18 protein-coding genes are annotated in these 16,372 nt (G+C 52.7%); 12 read left to right on the top strand and 6 right to left on the bottom strand.

Annotated elements, in window-relative coordinates; all coding sequences use genetic code 11:
• The first annotated feature begins 48 nt into the window (after window positions 1–48).
• Window positions 49–1,527: a Na+/H+ antiporter NhaC gene (gene nhaC / locus ACN06F_RS01295; RefSeq protein WP_051626408.1), complete on the top strand. Its 1,479-nt coding sequence runs from the start codon at window positions 49–51 to the stop codon at window positions 1,525–1,527.
• Window positions 1,528–1,612: 85 nt separating this feature from the next.
• Window positions 1,613–2,017 carry a universal stress protein gene (locus ACN06F_RS01290; protein WP_038480531.1) on the top strand — a complete coding sequence of 135 codons (405 nt, stop codon included), beginning with the start codon at window positions 1,613–1,615 and terminating at the stop codon, window positions 2,015–2,017.
• A 26-nt stretch (window positions 2,018–2,043) separates the two neighbouring features.
• Here ACN06F_RS01290 and ACN06F_RS01285 read toward each other — a convergent pair whose 3' ends face one another.
• Both ACN06F_RS01285 and ACN06F_RS01280 read right to left on the bottom strand, forming a co-directional pair.
• On the bottom strand, window positions 2,044–2,343 hold the full coding sequence (locus ACN06F_RS01285) for a GIY-YIG nuclease family protein (protein ID WP_038480528.1): 300 nt from the start codon (window positions 2,341–2,343) through the stop codon (window positions 2,044–2,046).
• Window positions 2,336–2,809, bottom strand: coding sequence for a YchJ family protein (locus ACN06F_RS01280; RefSeq protein ID WP_038480525.1), 474 nt, complete (start codon window positions 2,807–2,809; stop codon window positions 2,336–2,338). Before ACN06F_RS01280 ends, ACN06F_RS01285 begins: the two co-directional genes overlap by 8 nt.
• 154 nt (window positions 2,810–2,963) lie before the next feature.
• Here ACN06F_RS01280 and ACN06F_RS01275 point away from each other — a divergent pair, with 154 nt between their 5' ends.
• Window positions 2,964–3,275, top strand: coding sequence for a hypothetical protein (locus tag ACN06F_RS01275; protein WP_030074158.1), 312 nt, complete (start codon window positions 2,964–2,966; stop codon window positions 3,273–3,275).
• 80 nt (window positions 3,276–3,355) lie between these two features.
• Here the strand turns inward: ACN06F_RS01275 and ACN06F_RS01270 are convergent, their stop codons facing one another.
• Window positions 3,356–4,528 carry a multidrug effflux MFS transporter gene (locus ACN06F_RS01270; protein WP_433924532.1) on the bottom strand — a complete coding sequence of 391 codons (1,173 nt, stop codon included), beginning with the start codon at window positions 4,526–4,528 and terminating at the stop codon, window positions 3,356–3,358.
• A 158-nt stretch (window positions 4,529–4,686) separates the two neighbouring features.
• Here ACN06F_RS01270 and ACN06F_RS01265 point away from each other — a divergent pair, with 158 nt between their 5' ends.
• A complete protein-coding gene (locus tag ACN06F_RS01265) occupies window positions 4,687–5,556 on the top strand; it encodes a LysR family transcriptional regulator (RefSeq protein ID WP_433924531.1) in 870 nt (289 codons plus the stop codon).
• A gap of 44 nt (window positions 5,557–5,600) precedes the next feature.
• Here the strand turns inward: ACN06F_RS01265 and argE are convergent, their stop codons facing one another.
• Window positions 5,601–6,770 (bottom strand): acetylornithine deacetylase, encoded by a 1,170-nt coding sequence (gene argE, locus ACN06F_RS01260; RefSeq protein WP_038486472.1) that lies wholly within the window; start codon window positions 6,768–6,770, stop codon window positions 5,601–5,603.
• A 201-nt stretch (window positions 6,771–6,971) separates the two neighbouring features.
• On the opposite strand from argE, the gene ugpB reads away from it, so the two are divergent.
• From ugpB to ACN06F_RS01230, 6 genes are all read left to right on the top strand, one after another.
• A complete protein-coding gene (gene ugpB, locus ACN06F_RS01255) occupies window positions 6,972–8,297 on the top strand; it encodes a sn-glycerol-3-phosphate ABC transporter substrate-binding protein UgpB (protein WP_271910393.1) in 1,326 nt (441 codons plus the stop codon).
• Between the two features lie 90 nt (window positions 8,298–8,387).
• Window positions 8,388–9,272, top strand: coding sequence for a sn-glycerol-3-phosphate ABC transporter permease UgpA (ugpA, locus tag ACN06F_RS01250; RefSeq protein ID WP_433924530.1), 885 nt, complete (start codon window positions 8,388–8,390; stop codon window positions 9,270–9,272).
• Window positions 9,273–9,303: 31 nt separating this feature from the next.
• Entirely contained in the window at window positions 9,304–10,146 is an 843-nt protein-coding gene (gene ugpE / locus ACN06F_RS01245; RefSeq protein ID WP_433924529.1) for a sn-glycerol-3-phosphate ABC transporter permease UgpE, read from the top strand.
• 1 nt (window position 10,147) lies between these two features.
• Entirely contained in the window at window positions 10,148–11,200 is a 1,053-nt protein-coding gene (locus ACN06F_RS01240; protein WP_433924528.1) for a sn-glycerol-3-phosphate import ATP-binding protein UgpC, read from the top strand.
• Between the two features lie 216 nt (window positions 11,201–11,416).
• Window positions 11,417–11,785 carry a DUF1428 domain-containing protein gene (locus tag ACN06F_RS01235; protein ID WP_433924527.1) on the top strand — a complete coding sequence of 123 codons (369 nt, stop codon included), beginning with the start codon at window positions 11,417–11,419 and terminating at the stop codon, window positions 11,783–11,785.
• Window positions 11,786–11,958: 173 nt separating this feature from the next.
• Window positions 11,959–12,099: a hypothetical protein gene (locus ACN06F_RS01230; protein WP_167457096.1), complete on the top strand. Its 141-nt coding sequence runs from the start codon at window positions 11,959–11,961 to the stop codon at window positions 12,097–12,099.
• A gap of 151 nt (window positions 12,100–12,250) precedes the next feature.
• Here ACN06F_RS01230 and ACN06F_RS01225 read toward each other — a convergent pair whose 3' ends face one another.
• Both ACN06F_RS01225 and ACN06F_RS01220 read right to left on the bottom strand, forming a co-directional pair.
• Complete coding sequence (locus ACN06F_RS01225; protein ID WP_038480504.1) at window positions 12,251–13,252, bottom strand: porin; 1,002 nt, start codon at window positions 13,250–13,252, stop codon at window positions 12,251–12,253.
• A gap of 120 nt (window positions 13,253–13,372) precedes the next feature.
• Window positions 13,373–13,585, bottom strand: a complete 213-nt coding sequence (locus ACN06F_RS01220) for a hypothetical protein (RefSeq protein ID WP_433924526.1) — start codon at window positions 13,583–13,585, stop codon at window positions 13,373–13,375.
• 140 nt (window positions 13,586–13,725) lie between these two features.
• On the opposite strand from ACN06F_RS01220, the gene ACN06F_RS01215 reads away from it, so the two are divergent.
• Complete coding sequence (locus ACN06F_RS01215) at window positions 13,726–14,937, top strand: glycosyltransferase family 4 protein (RefSeq protein ID WP_433924525.1); 1,212 nt, start codon at window positions 13,726–13,728, stop codon at window positions 14,935–14,937.
• Complete coding sequence (locus ACN06F_RS01210; RefSeq protein ID WP_038480499.1) at window positions 14,900–15,439, top strand: phosphatase PAP2 family protein; 540 nt, start codon at window positions 14,900–14,902, stop codon at window positions 15,437–15,439. Before ACN06F_RS01215 ends, ACN06F_RS01210 begins: the two co-directional genes overlap by 38 nt.
• The last annotated feature ends 933 nt before the right edge of the window (window positions 15,440–16,372 follow it).

Below are 16,372 nucleotides of genomic sequence, written 5' to 3'. Positions count from 1 at the left end.
GTTTAACCAAGCGGCAAACAACACTAACTCCTTATAAGGAGAATAATAATGTCGACGACAACGTCAACAACAACGAACGACGAAAACAAACGACCCTCGTTTTGGGGCGCCATCATAGGCATCGGCTTCTTATGCTTCATGATGTTTGCGCAGATCTTTTTACTTGGTGAAGACTGGGTCACCCATATCTCGCTGATCTTTGCCATTGTGGTCTGCGCCATCATCGCGCTGTATTCCGGCTTCAGCTGGCAGGATGTGCAGAAAGGCATATTGTACGGCTGCGAAATCGCCATGCTGCCGATGCTGATCTTAATGATGGTCGGTGTGTTAGTCGCCAGTTGGATTGCCTCCGGCACGATTCCCTCGCTGATCTATTATGGCCTTCAACTGATCAACCCCTCCTATTTCCTGGTCACGGCCGTCATCGTGTGTGCCGTTGCATCACTGGTCACCGGCAGCTCATGGACCACCGCCGCCACCTTCGGCGTAGCCTTTATCGGCATCGGCAGCGGTCTGGATATTTCTCCGGCGATGACCGCGGGCGCAGTTATTTCCGGTGCTATCTTCGGTGACAAGATTTCACCAGTATCAGACTCCACCAACCTCGCTGCTGGGGTTGCCGAGGCCAACCTGTTCGACCACATCCGCTCGATGTTCTACACCACCGGTCCTGCACTGATCATTACTATTATTCTGTTCTTCTTTATCGGCATGCAGTTTGACGGCGAAGGGGCTGATATTTCCCGCACCGCTGAACTACTAGCGGGCATTAGCGATAATTTCTCAGTGGGTCTGCTCGCCTTCCTGCCCCCATTAATAGTGGTCGTTTTGGCCTATCGGCGCATCAACGCCCTGGCAGTCATGGTCATTGGCAGCCTATTGGGGGCGGGACTTGCTGTCGCCACTCAAGGCGTCGGACTGGGCAGCATGATGAATTACATGAACTACGGCTATGTATCGGAAACCGGTGTTGAAGCCGTTGATAGCCTATTAAGTCGTGGTGGTTTGCAAGGCATGATGTGGACGATCTCGCTGGGCTTTATCGGGCTTAGCCTGGGTGGCCTACTAGAGAAAACCCGCATGCTCGAAGTGTTATTGGAAAAGATGGGCAAACTGGTCAGTAATTCACGCGGACTAATCGTTACTCACGTTGTCTCATCATTAGCCACCAACCTGTTCTCGGCCAGCCAGTATATTGCCATCATTATTCCGGGGCGCATGTTCGTACCCGCCTACCGCAAACTCAAAATTCTGCCATCGGTATGTTCGCGCACCTGTGAAGACTCAGCCACGGTGACCTCACCGCTGGTTCCTTGGGGGCTAGGCGGTGCTTACTACATGGGCGTGCTCGGCGTGTCCGCGTGGGATTACATGGGTTGGACCTTCCTCGCCATTATCACTCCCGTGATTGCCATTGTGTACGGCCTGTTCAATATCTGCATTTGGCGTGAAGGCGAGCGTAACGACGTCAACACCTATAACCAGCCATACACCGAAAGTCTGCCGCAAGCCGAGCTAGCGAAGTAGATCGCTACCTACCAGACCAACACGTGGCTAGAGGCGACCGAGTTGTCGCCTCGCACCACTGCCTATCAACCTGAGGGCATCTCTCATGTATAAGAATATTCTAATCACAACGGCGGCAGACAATAACTCCAATATCCTGCAAAAAATCGAAGTGGCACGTAAGCTGGCAGACAAAGACAGCACCATACAGATCATTTCGGTAATGGAGCGTATTCCCCCTTATATCGCACCATCACTGCCGAGTGATTACCGCGAAACCACCGCTCAGCGCATCAAGGACGGTATTCGCCAGAAAATTGGCGGCGAGCACTACGAGATTCATGTTGTGGAAGGCAATGCTGCCCATCAGGTGGTCAAGTTTGCCAAACGCAACGGCGTCGACTGCATCATTATTTCCTCGAACCGCCCCGGCTTTCCCGACCACTTTATGGGCTCCACCGCCCTCAATGTTGTACGCCAGGCAGCGTGTACCGTGACGGTGGTTCGGTAGACCGGCCATTCGATCATCTGCGAAAGTTACCTATCCAACGCCGAGCCGGAAAAATCGCTAATCGGCCACTGAGTGGCCCATTGACGTTTTCGGCTTGGCGTTTGGCGCTTCAGCGCATATTCAGCGCGGCTGGCTTCGGCGCGATCTGCGAACGGTTGCGCGCCGAGCAGCGCTATCGGTGGATTCGCTCGGGTATAGCGAGCGCCTTTGCCGTCGCAGTGCGCTTGGTAACGTTTCGCTAGGTTATTGGTAATCCCCACATAGGTGCCGCGTTTGCACTCAAGTAAGTAGAGGAACCATTGGGTATCGGTATTGATACTACTCACCGCAACAACTCTTTATTTTTCGACCGCTACCACATAGACAGCGCTCGTTTCGCCGCGGTTTGAGGCGCTCAATGGTCGGCACGCCATCCACATACCACCAGCGCCCGTCTTCAAACACAAACCGTGAGTTTTCTTCCAGCACATGCCAGCGGTTTTGTTCACGGAAATAGGCTAAAAAATGGACTGTGCCCTGCCTCTCGTTTGCTGGCGGTGCCGCCACAATCGTGAGCGCTTTCCATTGGGTGTCTGGGTCGGGCGCTAGCTGTGCTGGCCGCGTTGATGCGTGCCAAGTGGCGAGTAGGTAATCACGGCTATTCAACGCAAATGCCGTGTAACGTGAGCGCATTAGCGCTTCTGGCGTAGATGCCGTTGCACCTTGGTGATAAGGCTGGCAACACGCCGTAAATGCAGCACCACTGCCGCACGGGCAGTTGGCTGACGTTGAGACTGGCGTTGAAAGCGTCATATTGAAAGCTCTGTATTCTTTGGTTTATAGATTTGGTATACGTTTTGTTTCGGTATTGGCACAGAGTTAGATATAGTACCAGAGCTACATCATCAGACAGACGGAGTACGACACACGACCAAGCATTCTTTCCAAACCCAGTGGAGGTTCTCCTATGAAGGTTTACAAACCCGAGTGGCAGTGCACGTTTAGCGTAAACGAAGGCGCGGTAGAATCAGCAACCTGGAAAGAGCGAATCGCCTGGCGGCTTAGACAAATCGCCGATCGACTAGAAGGCGGTGGCCGTACGGTAAAAATCGACTACAACGTCTCTCCGCACGTTAGCCGAGACGAAGTTGATACCTGTTTGGGAAAAGGGTTTGAGGTGACTCAGCGGCTGCTGACCCAACTTGCCCGCCAACAGGCCTGCGAAGATGTGATGCGCCATGCGAAAGCAGAGCTTTACGAAGAGCAGCATCAGCACTAATAGCCAGTCCGTAAGCGTCTCAAGAAAACACCCGCCTATTTAATATTGGCGGGTGTTTTTTATTTCCCCCTTGGCTGCTATTACACCACTTTCTTCCGGTACCCAGACCATGGCAAGCATGTGAATAGCGCGAGTAGCCCAAGCGCTAGTACCGCATCGCCAAGCACACCAACTCCCGTACCGAACACAGCACTCACCCCCATCGCTACCAATGCAGCACTACCAATCTGGCAGAACCCCACCAGCCCCGATGCCGTCGCCACATGCCCGTGTTCACTGGCAACCGCTCCGGATACCGCTAGCGATAGCGAGGAACCATTAGCAAGGCTGACTAAACACATCGGGAGTATCACACTGGCTGTGCCCTGTAGTTGCAACGCGCCCACGGCCAAAAATGCCACACCGCCAAGTACGAAAAACACGATGCCTGCGGTGATGATGCGATCATAGGGCCAGCGATCGAGCAGTCGTTTAGCCAGTAGATTGGCACCGATGATGCCAGCCGTCAGAGGCAAGTACAGCCAGCCACTCTGCTCCTCGCTCAACCCTTGGCGCGCGAATAGAAAGGGCGACTGGGTTAGGTAGACAAACCAAGCACTGTAGATCGCACAGACGACCAGCGTATAGCGGCAGAAGGTCCGGTCACGCAAAACGTGGCCAAATCCGGTAAAGGGCGAGGTCCGAGTACGATCCTGGACAGGGAGCGTTTCTGGCAGCAGCGTTAGCACCATCAGTAGCGCCATAGCACCGAAAGCAGCCACGCATAGGAAGTCGGCTCGCCATCCGAAGGTAGCGGCCAAGTGCCCACCGATGGCTGGCGCTAACGCTGGTGATAGCGACACTAGCGGGTAGACCATCGCGTAAACCTTGGCCGATGTGCGCTTATCACAAGTGTCGGCGATCAAAGCGCGACCAATCACTAGGCCCGACGCCGCACCAACCGCTTCGAGTATGCGCCAGGCCAGAAATCCGACATAGCTACCAGAGGCCGCACAGCCCAGCGAACCAGCCATGTACAGCGTAATGCCAGCAAGCAGCAACGGCTTGCGACCATAACGGTCCGACAGTGGCCCATAGACCAACTGCGCACTCGCCAGCGCCAGCAGATAAATAGAGACCGTTTGCGGCATTTGCCAGTCGGCAACGCCGAACTCAATGGTCATGCTCGGCATCGCGGGTAGATACACGTCAGAGGCAATCAGGCCAAAGGCACTGAGCATGGCGACGGTCAGGATGAAAGATACACGAGGCATGGCCACTCCCTGCAGCAGTAGCCAACCTGCTGCGCGCGATATGGGTTAAGAAGAATCTAAATTCAGAAGGAATAAGCGCCATGGTACGAGGCAGCTTTGCATGTGAAAATGCATGAATATGCAGTGAGTGGCTGCATATTTGCAGCATGGAGAAATTCATGAACTGGGATGATGTGCAAATTTTCCTAGCGGTGTATCGCGCAGGTACGCTACGAGGGGCAGCGCAGCAGCTATCCATTGACCAAACCACCGTAGGTCGGCGCTTGACTAGCCTGGAGCGAGCACTGGGTAGTCGGCTATTCCTGCGTGCCACGGGCGGGTTGGTACTGACCGATAGCGGTCAACAAGTGCTAACCACGGCCGAGGAGATGGAGCGGCTAGCCGTCTCCTTCAAGCGACGCGGCGAGGGAGCTGACGAACGAGTCGCTGGTGAAGTGCGCGTGACCACGACTGACGCACTCGCTGTGGACTTCGTGGTGCCAGCAATTGAACGCCTGCGTACCAGCCATCCCGAGGTGCGTGTGGTCTTGAGCACCACGACGCGATTATTCGACTTGGCGCGGCGTGAAGCCGATGTCGCCGTGCGTACGCTACGCCCGGAACAACCCGAGTTGATCGTGCGACAACTTGGCCGCTGGGAGGTCGGTTTATACGCGACCCAGCGTTATCTGGAACAGCATGGCGAGCCACAACCCGGTGAAGGCTTCGCAGGTCACGATATTGCGCTCTACCAAAGAGGAGTAACCGGGCGGCAGGATGACACGTTGGCTGGCGAATCAAGGCGACTGGGGCGTGTAGTCGCCGAGCTGGACTCCAGCCTGATGTTGGCAACCTTTGTACGTGCAGGCCTGGCCTTGGGAGAATTACCGGACTACTTGGCCCAGCGTGACCCCAAGCTGATACGCGTATGGCCTGAGCGCCGCCGGGCCAAGCCTTATGAGACATGGCTTGTCTTGCACCAGGATTTAGCACGCACGGCGCGGGTCCGGGTCGTTGTGGAGGCAATCGCGGAAATGTTCGCCCATTGACGTGTACAACTAGCTTACGAAGCCGCCATTATAAGTAACGACCATCATCCCAAATGGGGTGTTTCTAGCGCCTGCCCTAATCGCTGCATAAACGCCGTACACTCGTGCAGCTGCGCCGTCTCAATATACTCATCGGGTTGATGCGCCTGGGCGATGCTGCCAGGGCCAAGAATTATTGTCTGCAAGCCCTGGCCTTGGAACTGCCCTGCCTCGGTGGCATAAGCGACCGCATGATTACAGCAGGCGTGTGGCAGATGGTCTTTGGCTAAGCGAAGCACTTGTTCGTTCTCGCGGTCGGCCAAGCCCGGTACTGTCACGTTTAACGGCTCGGTGGTGATTTCAACGTGCTTGCCTTTAGCCTGCAGCTCAGCGCTTAGCTGGGCGCAATAGGCATCAAAGCGCGCGTATATTTCGTCGAAGGTGTCCGTGGGCAGATGGCGAATTTCCCACTCAAACTGACACTCCCGCGCCATAATGTTGATCGCCGTACCGCCTTTTATTTTGCCAACGTGCAGGCTGGTATGAGGCACATTAAAGGCCTCATCGACGCGGCCCTCTTCCACCAATGCCGCCATGGTGTCTTCAATGAACGTGACGAGCCTTGCCGCAACATGGATAGCAGACGTGCCTTGATTCACTTGGCTACTGTGGGCCTCCTGGCCAATCACGGTAGTGCGCAGATTCGTTGCGCCTTTTTGCGCGACCACAGGCTGCATGCTGGTAGGTTCACCAACAATGACGTGGGCGGTGGTGGAGTAGTGCTCGTAAAAGCGTTTAATAAGACTCGGCGCGCCCACACAGCCAATTTCTTCGTCGTAAGAAAATCCGAAATAGATAGGCTGCTTCAGCGGCGCATTGACCCAGGTAGGCACCATGGCTAACGCACAGGCAATAAAGCCTTTCATATCACAGGTACCACGCCCGTACAGGCGCCCATCGCCGCCATCGCGAAGGGTAAACGGATCACTCGACCATGGCTGACCGGCCACCGGCACTACGTCGGTATGCCCAGAAAGCATCACCCCGCCAGGGGCGTCAGGGCCTACGCGGGCAATCAGGTTAGCTTTGGTGCCACACGGGCTCATCACCCGCTCTGAAGCCACACCATAATCAGCTAGATAGTGCTCAACGAATTCAATTAGGGCCAAATTAGATTCGCTGGAAGTGGTATCGAACGATACTAGCTTCGCCAGTAAGGTGGTCGCGTCAGTCATACTGCTCTCGTCAGTTAGGCTCTTCATATCACCCTATCACCGCCTTTCTCCTTTGCCTACTAAGCAGGCCAACGGACAGCGAAACGTTGACTGTCACGTCGAGTTCATCGTGCATTCATGAAAACGTCATCTACACTTTCTACTGTTCAGTGCACCCAAAAACTTAATAAACGTACTGCGAACGACCCACAAGGAGCCGTTATGTCTCGTTTCACATTGCACGCGCTTGCCCTAGGGGTGGCTACTGCCACGTTTAGCCTTTCTGCCCATTCTGCGACCGAAGTGACCTGGTGGCACGCTATGGGAGGCCAGCTTGGTGAAATCCTTGAAGAAATGACGGAGGAGTTTAACGCTTCTCAGGACGACTACCACGTCACACCCAGCTACCGCGGCAATTATACCGAAACGATGACCGGCGCCATTGCGGCGTTCCGTGCGGGCGAGCAGCCGCATATTCTCCAGGTTTTTGAAGTCGGCACTGGCACTATGATGAACGCCAAAGGTGCCATCTACCCCGTGTACGAGTTGATGGAAGAGCATGGCCGCGCGTTTGATCGCGAAGCCTTCCTGCCAGCGGTAGTCGGTTACTACACCGACACCAACGGCAACATGCTGTCGTTCCCGTTCAACTCTTCTACGCCGATTATGTACTACAACCGCGACATGTTTGAGGAAGCGGGTCTAGACCCTGAGCAGGCGCCGCAAACCTGGTCTGAAGTGGCCGATTTTTCGCGCCAAATCGTCGATTCTGGGGCGGCCAGCTGTGGCTTTACCACCTCCTGGCCTAGCTGGGTAATGCTGGAAAACTTCTCCGCTTGGCATAATGTGCCGCTTGGTACGCTGGAAAACGGCTTTGGCGGCATGGAAACAGAGTTCAATTTCAACAATGAGCTGGTCGCCCGCCATTGGGACAACCTCCATAACTGGCAGGAAGAGGGGGTCTTTAAGTGGGGCGGCCCCGGTTCTGGCCCTGACTCAGAGCCGATGTTCTACTCCCAGGACTGTGCGATTTTCTTCGGTTCTTCTGCTTCCCGTGCGGATGTCGCTGCTAACTCTGACTTTGAAGTCGGTTTCGGTATGCAGCCCTACTATGACGACGTAGATGGTGCGCCACAGAACTCCATCATTGGCGGTGCCACCCTGTGGGCACTACAAGGCCACACCGATGACGAGTATGAAGCCGTTGCCGCCTTCTTTGAGTACCTCTCACAGCCTGAGGTACAAGCCGAGTGGCACCAGCAAACCGGTTATCTGCCCATCACTCAAGCGGCGTGGGACTTAAGCAAAGAGCAGGGCTACTACGATGAGAACCCAGGTGCCGATATTTCGCTGAAGCAGATGACGCTAAACGAACCGACCGAGAACTCGAAAGGCCTGCGGTTTGGTAACTTTGTACAGATCCGCGACATTATCTCCGAAGAGATGGAAGCCGTGATGACCGGTGGCAAATCGGGCCAGGAAGCAGCTGACGACGCAGTGGCACGTGGCAATGATTTACTCCGTGACTTTGAAGCTGCCAACCAGTAAATAAGTACTCACTTCGCCGCTTACCCCACTGGGTAGGCGGCGATTTCGTTTGTCGATGCTTATATTTACTAACCATTTGCAGAGCTGCCCATGCAAACTAAACGCATGACCTACCCTGGTCGCTTTTTGCCCTACGCGCTGCTGGCGCCCCAGGTGATTGTGACGCTGATTTTCTTTATCTGGCCTGCTGGCCAAGCGTTGTATCAGTCGCTATTGCGCGAAGACGCCTTTGGGCTGCGCTCGACGTTTGTGGGCTTGGAAAACTTCGCTCGCCTGTTTCGCGATGGCGCTTATCTTAACTCGCTCTCCGTGACAGCGGTGTTTGCCGTCGGTACCACACTCCTGTCAATGACGGTGGCTCTATTATTGGCCAGCACCGTCAACCGGATGATTCGCTCACGTAGCACCTACACCACACTGCTGGTGTGGCCCTACGCCATAGCCCCCGCCCTTGCGGGCGTTTTGTGGTGGTTTATCTTCAACCCCTCCATCGGCATTGTTCCCTATATGCTAGAAATGGTGGGTTATCAGTGGAACCACCGCAACTCAGGAAGTGACGCCATGCTGCTGGTGATTTTTGCCGCCGCCTGGAAGCAGATCTCCTATAACTTTCTCTTTTTTCTAGCGGGCCTACAGTCAATCCCACAATCGCTGATTGAAGCCGCCTCCATTGACGGCGCCAGCCCGACTAAGCGCTTCTGGACGATTATTTTCCCGCTGCTGACGCCAACGACCTTCTTCTTGATGGTGGTTAACGTGGTTTACGCCATGTTCGATACATTTGGCATTATTCACGCAACTACCCAAGGCGGCCCCGCCCAGGCAACCAACACGCTGGTCTATAAGGTCTACGCCGATGGCTTCGTCGGCTTGAATTTAGGCTCTTCGGCCGCTCAGTCAGTGATTTTAATGGCCATTGTGGTCGCACTCACGGTGGTGCAGTTCCGCTTTATCGAGCGCCGCGTGAACTACTAACACCACTGGCTAATTGTTTGGGAGACTTTCAATGGTTGAAAACCGACCCTGGGCGAATTTTTTTGCTCATCTGACGTTGATGATTGGCGTCGCGGTGGTGGTGTTCCCCGTGTACGTTGCGCTCGTGGCGTCTACCCAGGCGCCAGGCGACTTGCTACGCGGTACACTGCCGATGCTGCCCGGCGCCCATGGTATCGAAAACTTTACCCGTATGTGGCAGTCCGGCGTTTCCAACGCAGGAGCCCCACCAGCAGGCATGATGCTATGGAACAGTTTTGTTATGGCCATGGCGATTACCATAGGAAAACTGTCGATCTCACTACTGTCGGCGTTTGCAATTGTTTACTTCCGCTTTCGTTTTCGGATGTTCTTCTTCTGGCTAATTTTCATCACGCTGATGCTGCCGGTGGAAGTACGCATTATTCCGACGTTTCAGGTCGTTGCGGACCTCAACATGCTCAATAGCTTTGCCGGGCTGTCGATTCCGCTGATTGCCTCGGCCACCGCGACGTTTCTGTTCCGCCAGTTCTTTATGACCATTCCCGAAGAAATGCTCGAAGCCGCCCGTGTCGACGGCGCCGGGCCACTGAAGTTTTTTAAAGACATCTTAATGCCGCTGTCAGTGACCAATATCGCCGCACTGTTTGTGATCATGTTTATCTACGGCTGGAACCAGTACCTGTGGCCGCTACTAATCACCACCGACCCTGATTATTACACCATCGTGATGGGTATCCAGCGCATGACTTCGGAAGAGAATCCCCAGTGGCAACTCGTCATGGCGGCAGTGGTGATGGCAGCGCTACCGCCGGTATTAGTGATTCTGTTTATGCAACGCCTATTTGTGAAAGGCCTGACCGAGACGGAGAAATAAGATGGCTAGCATTACCTTGGAAGGGCTGAAGAAAACCTATAGCGGCGATGTTCACGCCGTCAAAGGCATCGACTTACAGATTGAAGATGGCGAGTTTGTGGTACTCGTCGGGCCATCCGGTTGTGGAAAATCGACCCTGCTGCGCATGGTCGCGGGGCTTGAAACCATTACCGAAGGCACGCTCAAAATCGGCGACCGGGTAGTAAATAAGCTAGAGCCCGCTGAACGCGATATCGCCATGGTGTTCCAGAACTACGCGCTTTATCCGCACATGACCGTCTACAACAACCTCGCTTATGGCTTAAAGAACCGGGGTTTCAAAAAAGATGACATCGATAAACGCGTGCGCTTAGCGGCCAAGATGCTGGAGATTGAAGACTTCCTGGAGCGCAAACCCCGCAAGCTTTCCGGCGGCCAGCGCCAGCGGGTAGCAATGGGCCGAGCACTGGTGCGCGAGCCTTCAGCCTTCTTGTTCGATGAACCGCTTTCCAACCTGGACGCCAAGCTGCGCGTACAGATGCGGGTGGAGATTAAACAACTACAGCGTCGCCTAAAAACCACCAGCCTGTATGTCACCCACGACCAGCTGGAAGCCATGACCCTGGGCGACCGTTTGGTCGTGCTAAATGCCGGGCAAATTGAGCAAGTAGGCACACCGATGGAGATCTACGCCCGTCCGGCCACAATGTTCGTTGCGGAATTTATTGGCTCTCCGGCAATGAACATGTTGCCGCTGGAGTATCTGCGTACTCAAAACAGCAGCGTGCTGGAACACCTTCCCAAAGGCACCGACACCCTCGGCATTCGCCCAGACGACATGCACCTCACCGCACCCGATACGCCACATCTAGCCATCGACGCGACACTCATGCTCTTTGAGGCGGCAGGCGCGGAAAGCCATCTGTACGTTAATCTCGCCGACAGCGAGCAACCCACGGTGATTCGCACCGCTGGCCAGCCAGCCGTTCGTGAAGGTGAAACATTGCGCTTCTACGTGACCCGCGATGCTCTTCATCCTTTTAATAGCACCACTCGAAAGCGCACCGATGGTTAACACCGCTGCTTAAGAAAAATACGCATAAGAAAAGTACGTCATCGGAGACTTCATGCGCTACGTTTGAGCTAATAACAATAACTCGCTGCTCCGCTATTTTTTGCCGGTAGCGTATGGATCTCTGTGATGAATACTGGTCTATGAAGACAGCATGTTATGGCCTCGACACCTTATACCGCGATCATTCTCACCCAAAGTAAACCCAGGAGAAGCGGCATGAATACTACCACCACACCTTATGTCGATGGCTTCATCGCTGCCGTGCCGACCGCTAATAAATCTGAATTTATTGAGCACGCCCGCGCCGCCGCAGAAGTGTTCAAAGAGTTCGGCGCACAGCGAGTGGTAGAAAGCTGGGAAGACGATGTTCCCGAAGGAGAGGTCACCTCGTTCTCCATGGCGGTTAAGCGAAAAGATGACGAAAGCGTTGTTTTTTCATGGATAGAGTGGCTTTCCAAAGCGATACGCGATGTCACTATGCAAAAAGTCATGGAAGATCCACGCTTACAAATGGACGTTAACTCCATGCCCTTTGATGGTAAGCGTCTTATTTATGGAGGCTTTGAAAGCATCATGACTATGTGAGTACGCTGGGCCGTTTCACTCAGTAGGAACGGCCCGAAAACCCTTCCACTTGCTAGTTTACCTCTCCAAGCGCAATCCCATAGCGGCTAAAACGCATCTTAATGGCTCCTTTCATATTGATGTCATCGTTCATCGTTAGCGTGCCAGAAAGGCCTAACAATGTGGTGACATCAATGACAAACCAACCGCGCAAACCACTCAGCGACGAAGAAATCGCTTACTTAGAGGAACTGGCTAACGGCAACGCATTAGCCAAGCAGCGTCGCCGCGAGAAAAAGCGCCAAACGCCAGCGACAAAGAAACCCTTAGACTAACCACGCCTTACCAAGACTGATGTCATGTACGCTTCTTAAAACCATTTAACTATTATCATAGACAGCATAATGCAAAAAGCCGATGTACTTTTAGCACATCGGCAAAACGATCTTAATAAGTGACTTAAGCGCTAAGGAAGCTATTTATTATTTAAAAGTGATAGCGGGCACCTATTGCATAATACAGATCATCTTCGAAGTTATCATTGGCATCTTTATTGGCATCATTTAGCTCGACAAATACATCAAGATTGTTAGAAACATCGTAATGCGCCGCAGCGGCCCAAGCGTCACGATCATTATCCGCATTATCGGGATCAATGTTGTAATAATCGAGATAGAAGGTCCAAGCGCCGGTGGCAAAGCTACCACCTAGGCCTACCGTATCAAAACCGCCTCCCCGCTTATCGTTATCACCACGGGTTTCATAACCTAAACGCGCAGAGAAAGCGTCATTTATATCGTACGTGGCCGTAGTACCAAAACGTGTTTCACCGTTGCCACCGCCACGAACGGTATCTTCTACATAGCCAAGTGCTAAACGTAAGGGGCCAGTCGCGTAAACGACGCCACCTTGTGTGGCGATAACGCTACCTTCGCTAGACTGCTGCGCTTCAGTGAGACCACGCTCAGAAAAGTGTTTTGCTGAGAAAACAGCCTGAAAACCGTTGATCTCAGGCGTTTTATAGCCAAGTGAGTCGCCACGCGCCTGAAGACCACCGCCGGCAAATTCATAGCCACGCTCTACATAAACATCGAACGGTGTCATCACGTAGTTATCGTAGTAACTGTTATAGTTACCCGCCATAAACGTACCGTACTGCTTACTTTCGAGACCAAGGTAGCTATTACGCACTTCGTCAAAGCCCGGGCGGCTGCGCTCATCCCCAGTAAAACGCCACTCTACCCGTGCAAACGCGCGCAGGTCAGCGTTGATTTGATGACCTGCCGTAAAGCGCAAACGAGAACCAAAATTACGGAACTCCTCGCCATTATCAACGCCATTTTTTTCACCACCGCCTTCAAACCCCATGGCGATGCGGCCGTAGATATCTAGCGTCGTGCCGTCTTGGTCATACACCACCGCCGCCTGAGCCGCAGAGGCACCCAACAAACCACTAATAGCTAGAGCAAGTGTCGCCTTTTTAAACATGATTGATCCCATTAAAGTAGTTAGCGCTTGTTATCAGCACTTTTAGTTACAAGAGAATTCAGATACCGAAGTCTTCTAATTCAATTTATTTTTAACCCAATATTCGAAAAAAAAGGGTCGTCATAAAAACCAAAAAATTATATTTAAGCTGCTTACTGAGCTTTTAATTGCGCGTTGCGAAGGCACAATCGAGGATATGTTCACCTCGTCGTCAGCTACCTTAAAACCGATATATGTCATTCTTCTTAAAGTTTTATTTTTTAGCGTTTTTTTTGATAACCATAAAAATGCAACCTGATCGACATATTGATCTGCTACAGCATCACCATTCACTAGGGGCTTCCCCATTAAAAATGGTGGCCTGTCATCCCATGTTCACCAGGCTGTATTGGCAGTGTCACTATCGCTGCGCATAGTCAATGCAACAGTGAATGAAATAGTGAGTAAAAACGTGATAAAGGGATGGATCGCCCATGCGACTCTGTATCGTTAGCGAAACATGGTCACCAGAAATAAATGGTGTTGCGCATACCTTAAATAGGCTATGTCGTGAACTCACTCGGTTGGGGGTAACAGTGGATGTTATTCGCCCTACACCAAGCATGGCTGCCGGCACCAACAATGTTGCTCAAGAGCGTTCTCAAGAACCGTATCAGGAACCCTATCAAGAACTGTCCCAAGAGCTTCAGGTTCGGCGGTTAGCGCTACCGGGTTATAACGCTGTGCAGATTGGTCTTGCCAGCCCCTCACAACTTCGCCGTTTCTGGCAGAAGCAGCGTCCCGATTCTATTTATCTGGCAACCCAGGGCCCACTGGGCTGGGCAGCTCGGCATGCAGCACGCCAACTGAACATACCTTTAGTGGCTGGCTGGCATACTAATTTCGATCACTACTGCCATGACTACGGAGTTTCCTGGCTAGCTGCCGCCACGCGGCGATATTTGCGCTATTTCCATAACGGCTGCGATCTTACCCTTGTGCCCACTCAACAACAGGCTGAAGCGCTACGCGCCCAGGATATCCGCGATGTAAAGGTGCTCTCACGCGGCATTGATGGCGATATTTTTTCCCCAGCCCACCGCGACGACACCCTACGCGAACAGTGGGGGGTTAGCGAACATCAACCTGTTGCGCTGTATGTGGGCCGCTTAGCCCCAGAAAAAAACCTAGCGTTACTGCAAGAAACGCTGCAGGCCATGAGTGATGTGCGCCCCGATATGGCACACGTCATTGTTGGCGATGGCCCAGGCCGCGCTCAGTTACAAAAAGCGCTACCAGACGCTCATTTCACCGGTTTTGTGAATAAACAGGCACTAGCACGCCACTATGCCAGTGCCGATATGTTTATTTTCCCTTCTCAGTCAGAAACATGGGGAAATGTGGTGACTGAAGCCATGGCCAGCGGGCTGGCAGTCGTGGCCTATCACCACGCCGCCAGCGCTGAGCTGATCCAAAGCAGGCACAACGGTATCACCGTTCCCCCTGGCGATACGCTTGCCTTTCAACAGGCTGCCGTCGCGTTATGCCAGCACCCTGCTGACTACGCCCGTCTAGGTAGAACCGCCCGCCTACGCGCGCTAGAGCAAAGCTGGCCGGGAATCGCAGAGCAGTTCTTACGCTATTTACAAAATGCCCAGGAGACTCACCATGCGTCCGCGTCCGCTTGTCGTATTCGATCGTCTTGATGTCTTTGAATGGCAGCTTTGCCAACGGGTAACACACCTATCGCTTTATCGCCCCTGGCGGCTAACGCTGCAAACGGCAAGTAAGCTAGGAGACTGGCCTGTCTGGGTATTACTAATCGCTGCACAGCCCTGGTTACAGCCTAATGGTGCTTGGCGAATCATGCAGTACAGCGCCATCGCACTGTTCGCAGTCGCTATTTATAAGTTGGTAAAAACGCGGCTGTGTCGCGAACGTCCGTTCATCACCTACCTCGGTGGCGTCCATTGTGGTGAGCCTGCCCGAGACAAATACAGCTTCCCCAGTGGTCACACCATGCATGCGGTGATGTTTAGCGTGTTGGTCGCCGCTCATACCCCCTGGTTGCTACCTATTGTGATTCCCCTTAGTTTACTGATTGCCGTTTCACGGGTGGGGCTTGGGCTACACTATGTCAGTGATGTCATTGCTGGCGCAGCCATGGGCTATGGCTTTGCGCTACTGAGTCTTTATTGGATGGGATAACCCTTTGTGGTTGGCTGCTCAATGCCGTATCAATAAAAGCAAAAAGCCACCAACGTGAACGCAGGTGGCTCTTGGTATTGTCGATTAACTATCTCTATAGTTTTAATTATCTACATATCGGGAGGCATATCGTCATGATCCTCTATGGTGGTCATAAATGATGTCTTGAACATCATATAAAGACCGACTCCCGAAAACCCTAGAAACAGCACAAACATGCATAACATCAACACCATCGCCATAGCGCTTGTCCCTGGAAGTGTGCGGCTGCTACGTTGACGTCTTCTAACCGCTGAATTTTGGTTTACACCAGAGGATAGACCAAAATGTCACGCCCATTGATACAAAAGCTGTCCAGAAAATCTGGAAAAGATAAATATTAATAAAAATCAAAGTGTTAAAAACAATTAATTGACGCAAAAAAACCACCCCGCTTTCACGAGATGGTGATTTTGCATCAATGCTGCTCCCTGGCGGTGATGATCAGCGTTTCCTTACACTGATAAGGGTGAGCAGGCTAGTCCTTTCACATCCTTTTGCTAATATGGCTCCATGCCTTCCCTAATTACCTATTAGCCTGCTCACGCTTGTTTACTCATTGTGGCTAAAATTGCTGCGAAGCGTTTTTTGAGATTAATTTCACTTAAAAATTAGAATCACAACATTACTGCTGTAGTCAGGTTATTGCAGACAACAGGCCAAGCGCCACTTTTAACGCAAAAATATACTACAAACAACACCTTAAAAACAAAAAGCAATACCAAGCTAAGAGACAAACGCCGCTATTTCATGGCTAAAACTGACACATGCGACAAAATCACATGGCCAGCTAGCACTCAAACGATGGGAAATTGATGGCACCAACTGCCTGCAACGATTATTTTTAATGACAGCGTACCTAAAGTCTCTCTACAAGCGCTCAGCTGATGAGGA

The sequence above is a fragment of the Vreelandella sp. 21 genome (assembly GCF_050995515.1).
GTDB classification, from domain to species: domain Bacteria; phylum Pseudomonadota; class Gammaproteobacteria; order Pseudomonadales; family Halomonadaceae; genus Vreelandella; species Vreelandella alkaliphila.
Note: the sequence above shows the minus strand (reverse complement) of the source record. Positions and strands in the feature narration are given on the sequence as shown.

Coding starts and splice junctions, on each gene's coding strand:
- ACN06F_RS01225 (WP_038480504.1), bottom strand. CDS start 13,252: ATGTTTAAAAAGGCGACACTTGCTCTAGCTATTAGTGGTTTGTTGGGT.
- ACN06F_RS01235 (WP_433924527.1), top strand. CDS start 11,417: ATGAATACTACCACCACACCTTATGTCGATGGCTTCATCGCTGCCGTG.
- ACN06F_RS01280 (WP_038480525.1), bottom strand. CDS start 2,809: ATGACGCTTTCAACGCCAGTCTCAACGTCAGCCAACTGCCCGTGCGGC.
- ugpA (WP_433924530.1), top strand. CDS start 8,388: ATGCAAACTAAACGCATGACCTACCCTGGTCGCTTTTTGCCCTACGCG.
- ACN06F_RS01290 (WP_038480531.1), top strand. CDS start 1,613: ATGTATAAGAATATTCTAATCACAACGGCGGCAGACAATAACTCCAAT.
- ACN06F_RS01265 (WP_433924531.1), top strand. CDS start 4,687: ATGAACTGGGATGATGTGCAAATTTTCCTAGCGGTGTATCGCGCAGGT.
- ACN06F_RS01215 (WP_433924525.1), top strand. CDS start 13,726: ATGCGACTCTGTATCGTTAGCGAAACATGGTCACCAGAAATAAATGGT.
- ACN06F_RS01270 (WP_433924532.1), bottom strand. CDS start 4,528: ATGCCTCGTGTATCTTTCATCCTGACCGTCGCCATGCTCAGTGCCTTT.
- nhaC (WP_051626408.1), top strand. CDS start 49: ATGTCGACGACAACGTCAACAACAACGAACGACGAAAACAAACGACCC.
- ACN06F_RS01240 (WP_433924528.1), top strand. CDS start 10,148: ATGGCTAGCATTACCTTGGAAGGGCTGAAGAAAACCTATAGCGGCGAT.
- ACN06F_RS01275 (WP_030074158.1), top strand. CDS start 2,964: ATGAAGGTTTACAAACCCGAGTGGCAGTGCACGTTTAGCGTAAACGAA.
- ACN06F_RS01230 (WP_167457096.1), top strand. CDS start 11,959: ATGACAAACCAACCGCGCAAACCACTCAGCGACGAAGAAATCGCTTAC.
- ugpB (WP_271910393.1), top strand. CDS start 6,972: ATGTCTCGTTTCACATTGCACGCGCTTGCCCTAGGGGTGGCTACTGCC.
- argE (WP_038486472.1), bottom strand. CDS start 6,770: ATGACTGACGCGACCACCTTACTGGCGAAGCTAGTATCGTTCGATACC.
- ACN06F_RS01210 (WP_038480499.1), top strand. CDS start 14,900: ATGCGTCCGCGTCCGCTTGTCGTATTCGATCGTCTTGATGTCTTTGAA.
- ugpE (WP_433924529.1), top strand. CDS start 9,304: ATGGTTGAAAACCGACCCTGGGCGAATTTTTTTGCTCATCTGACGTTG.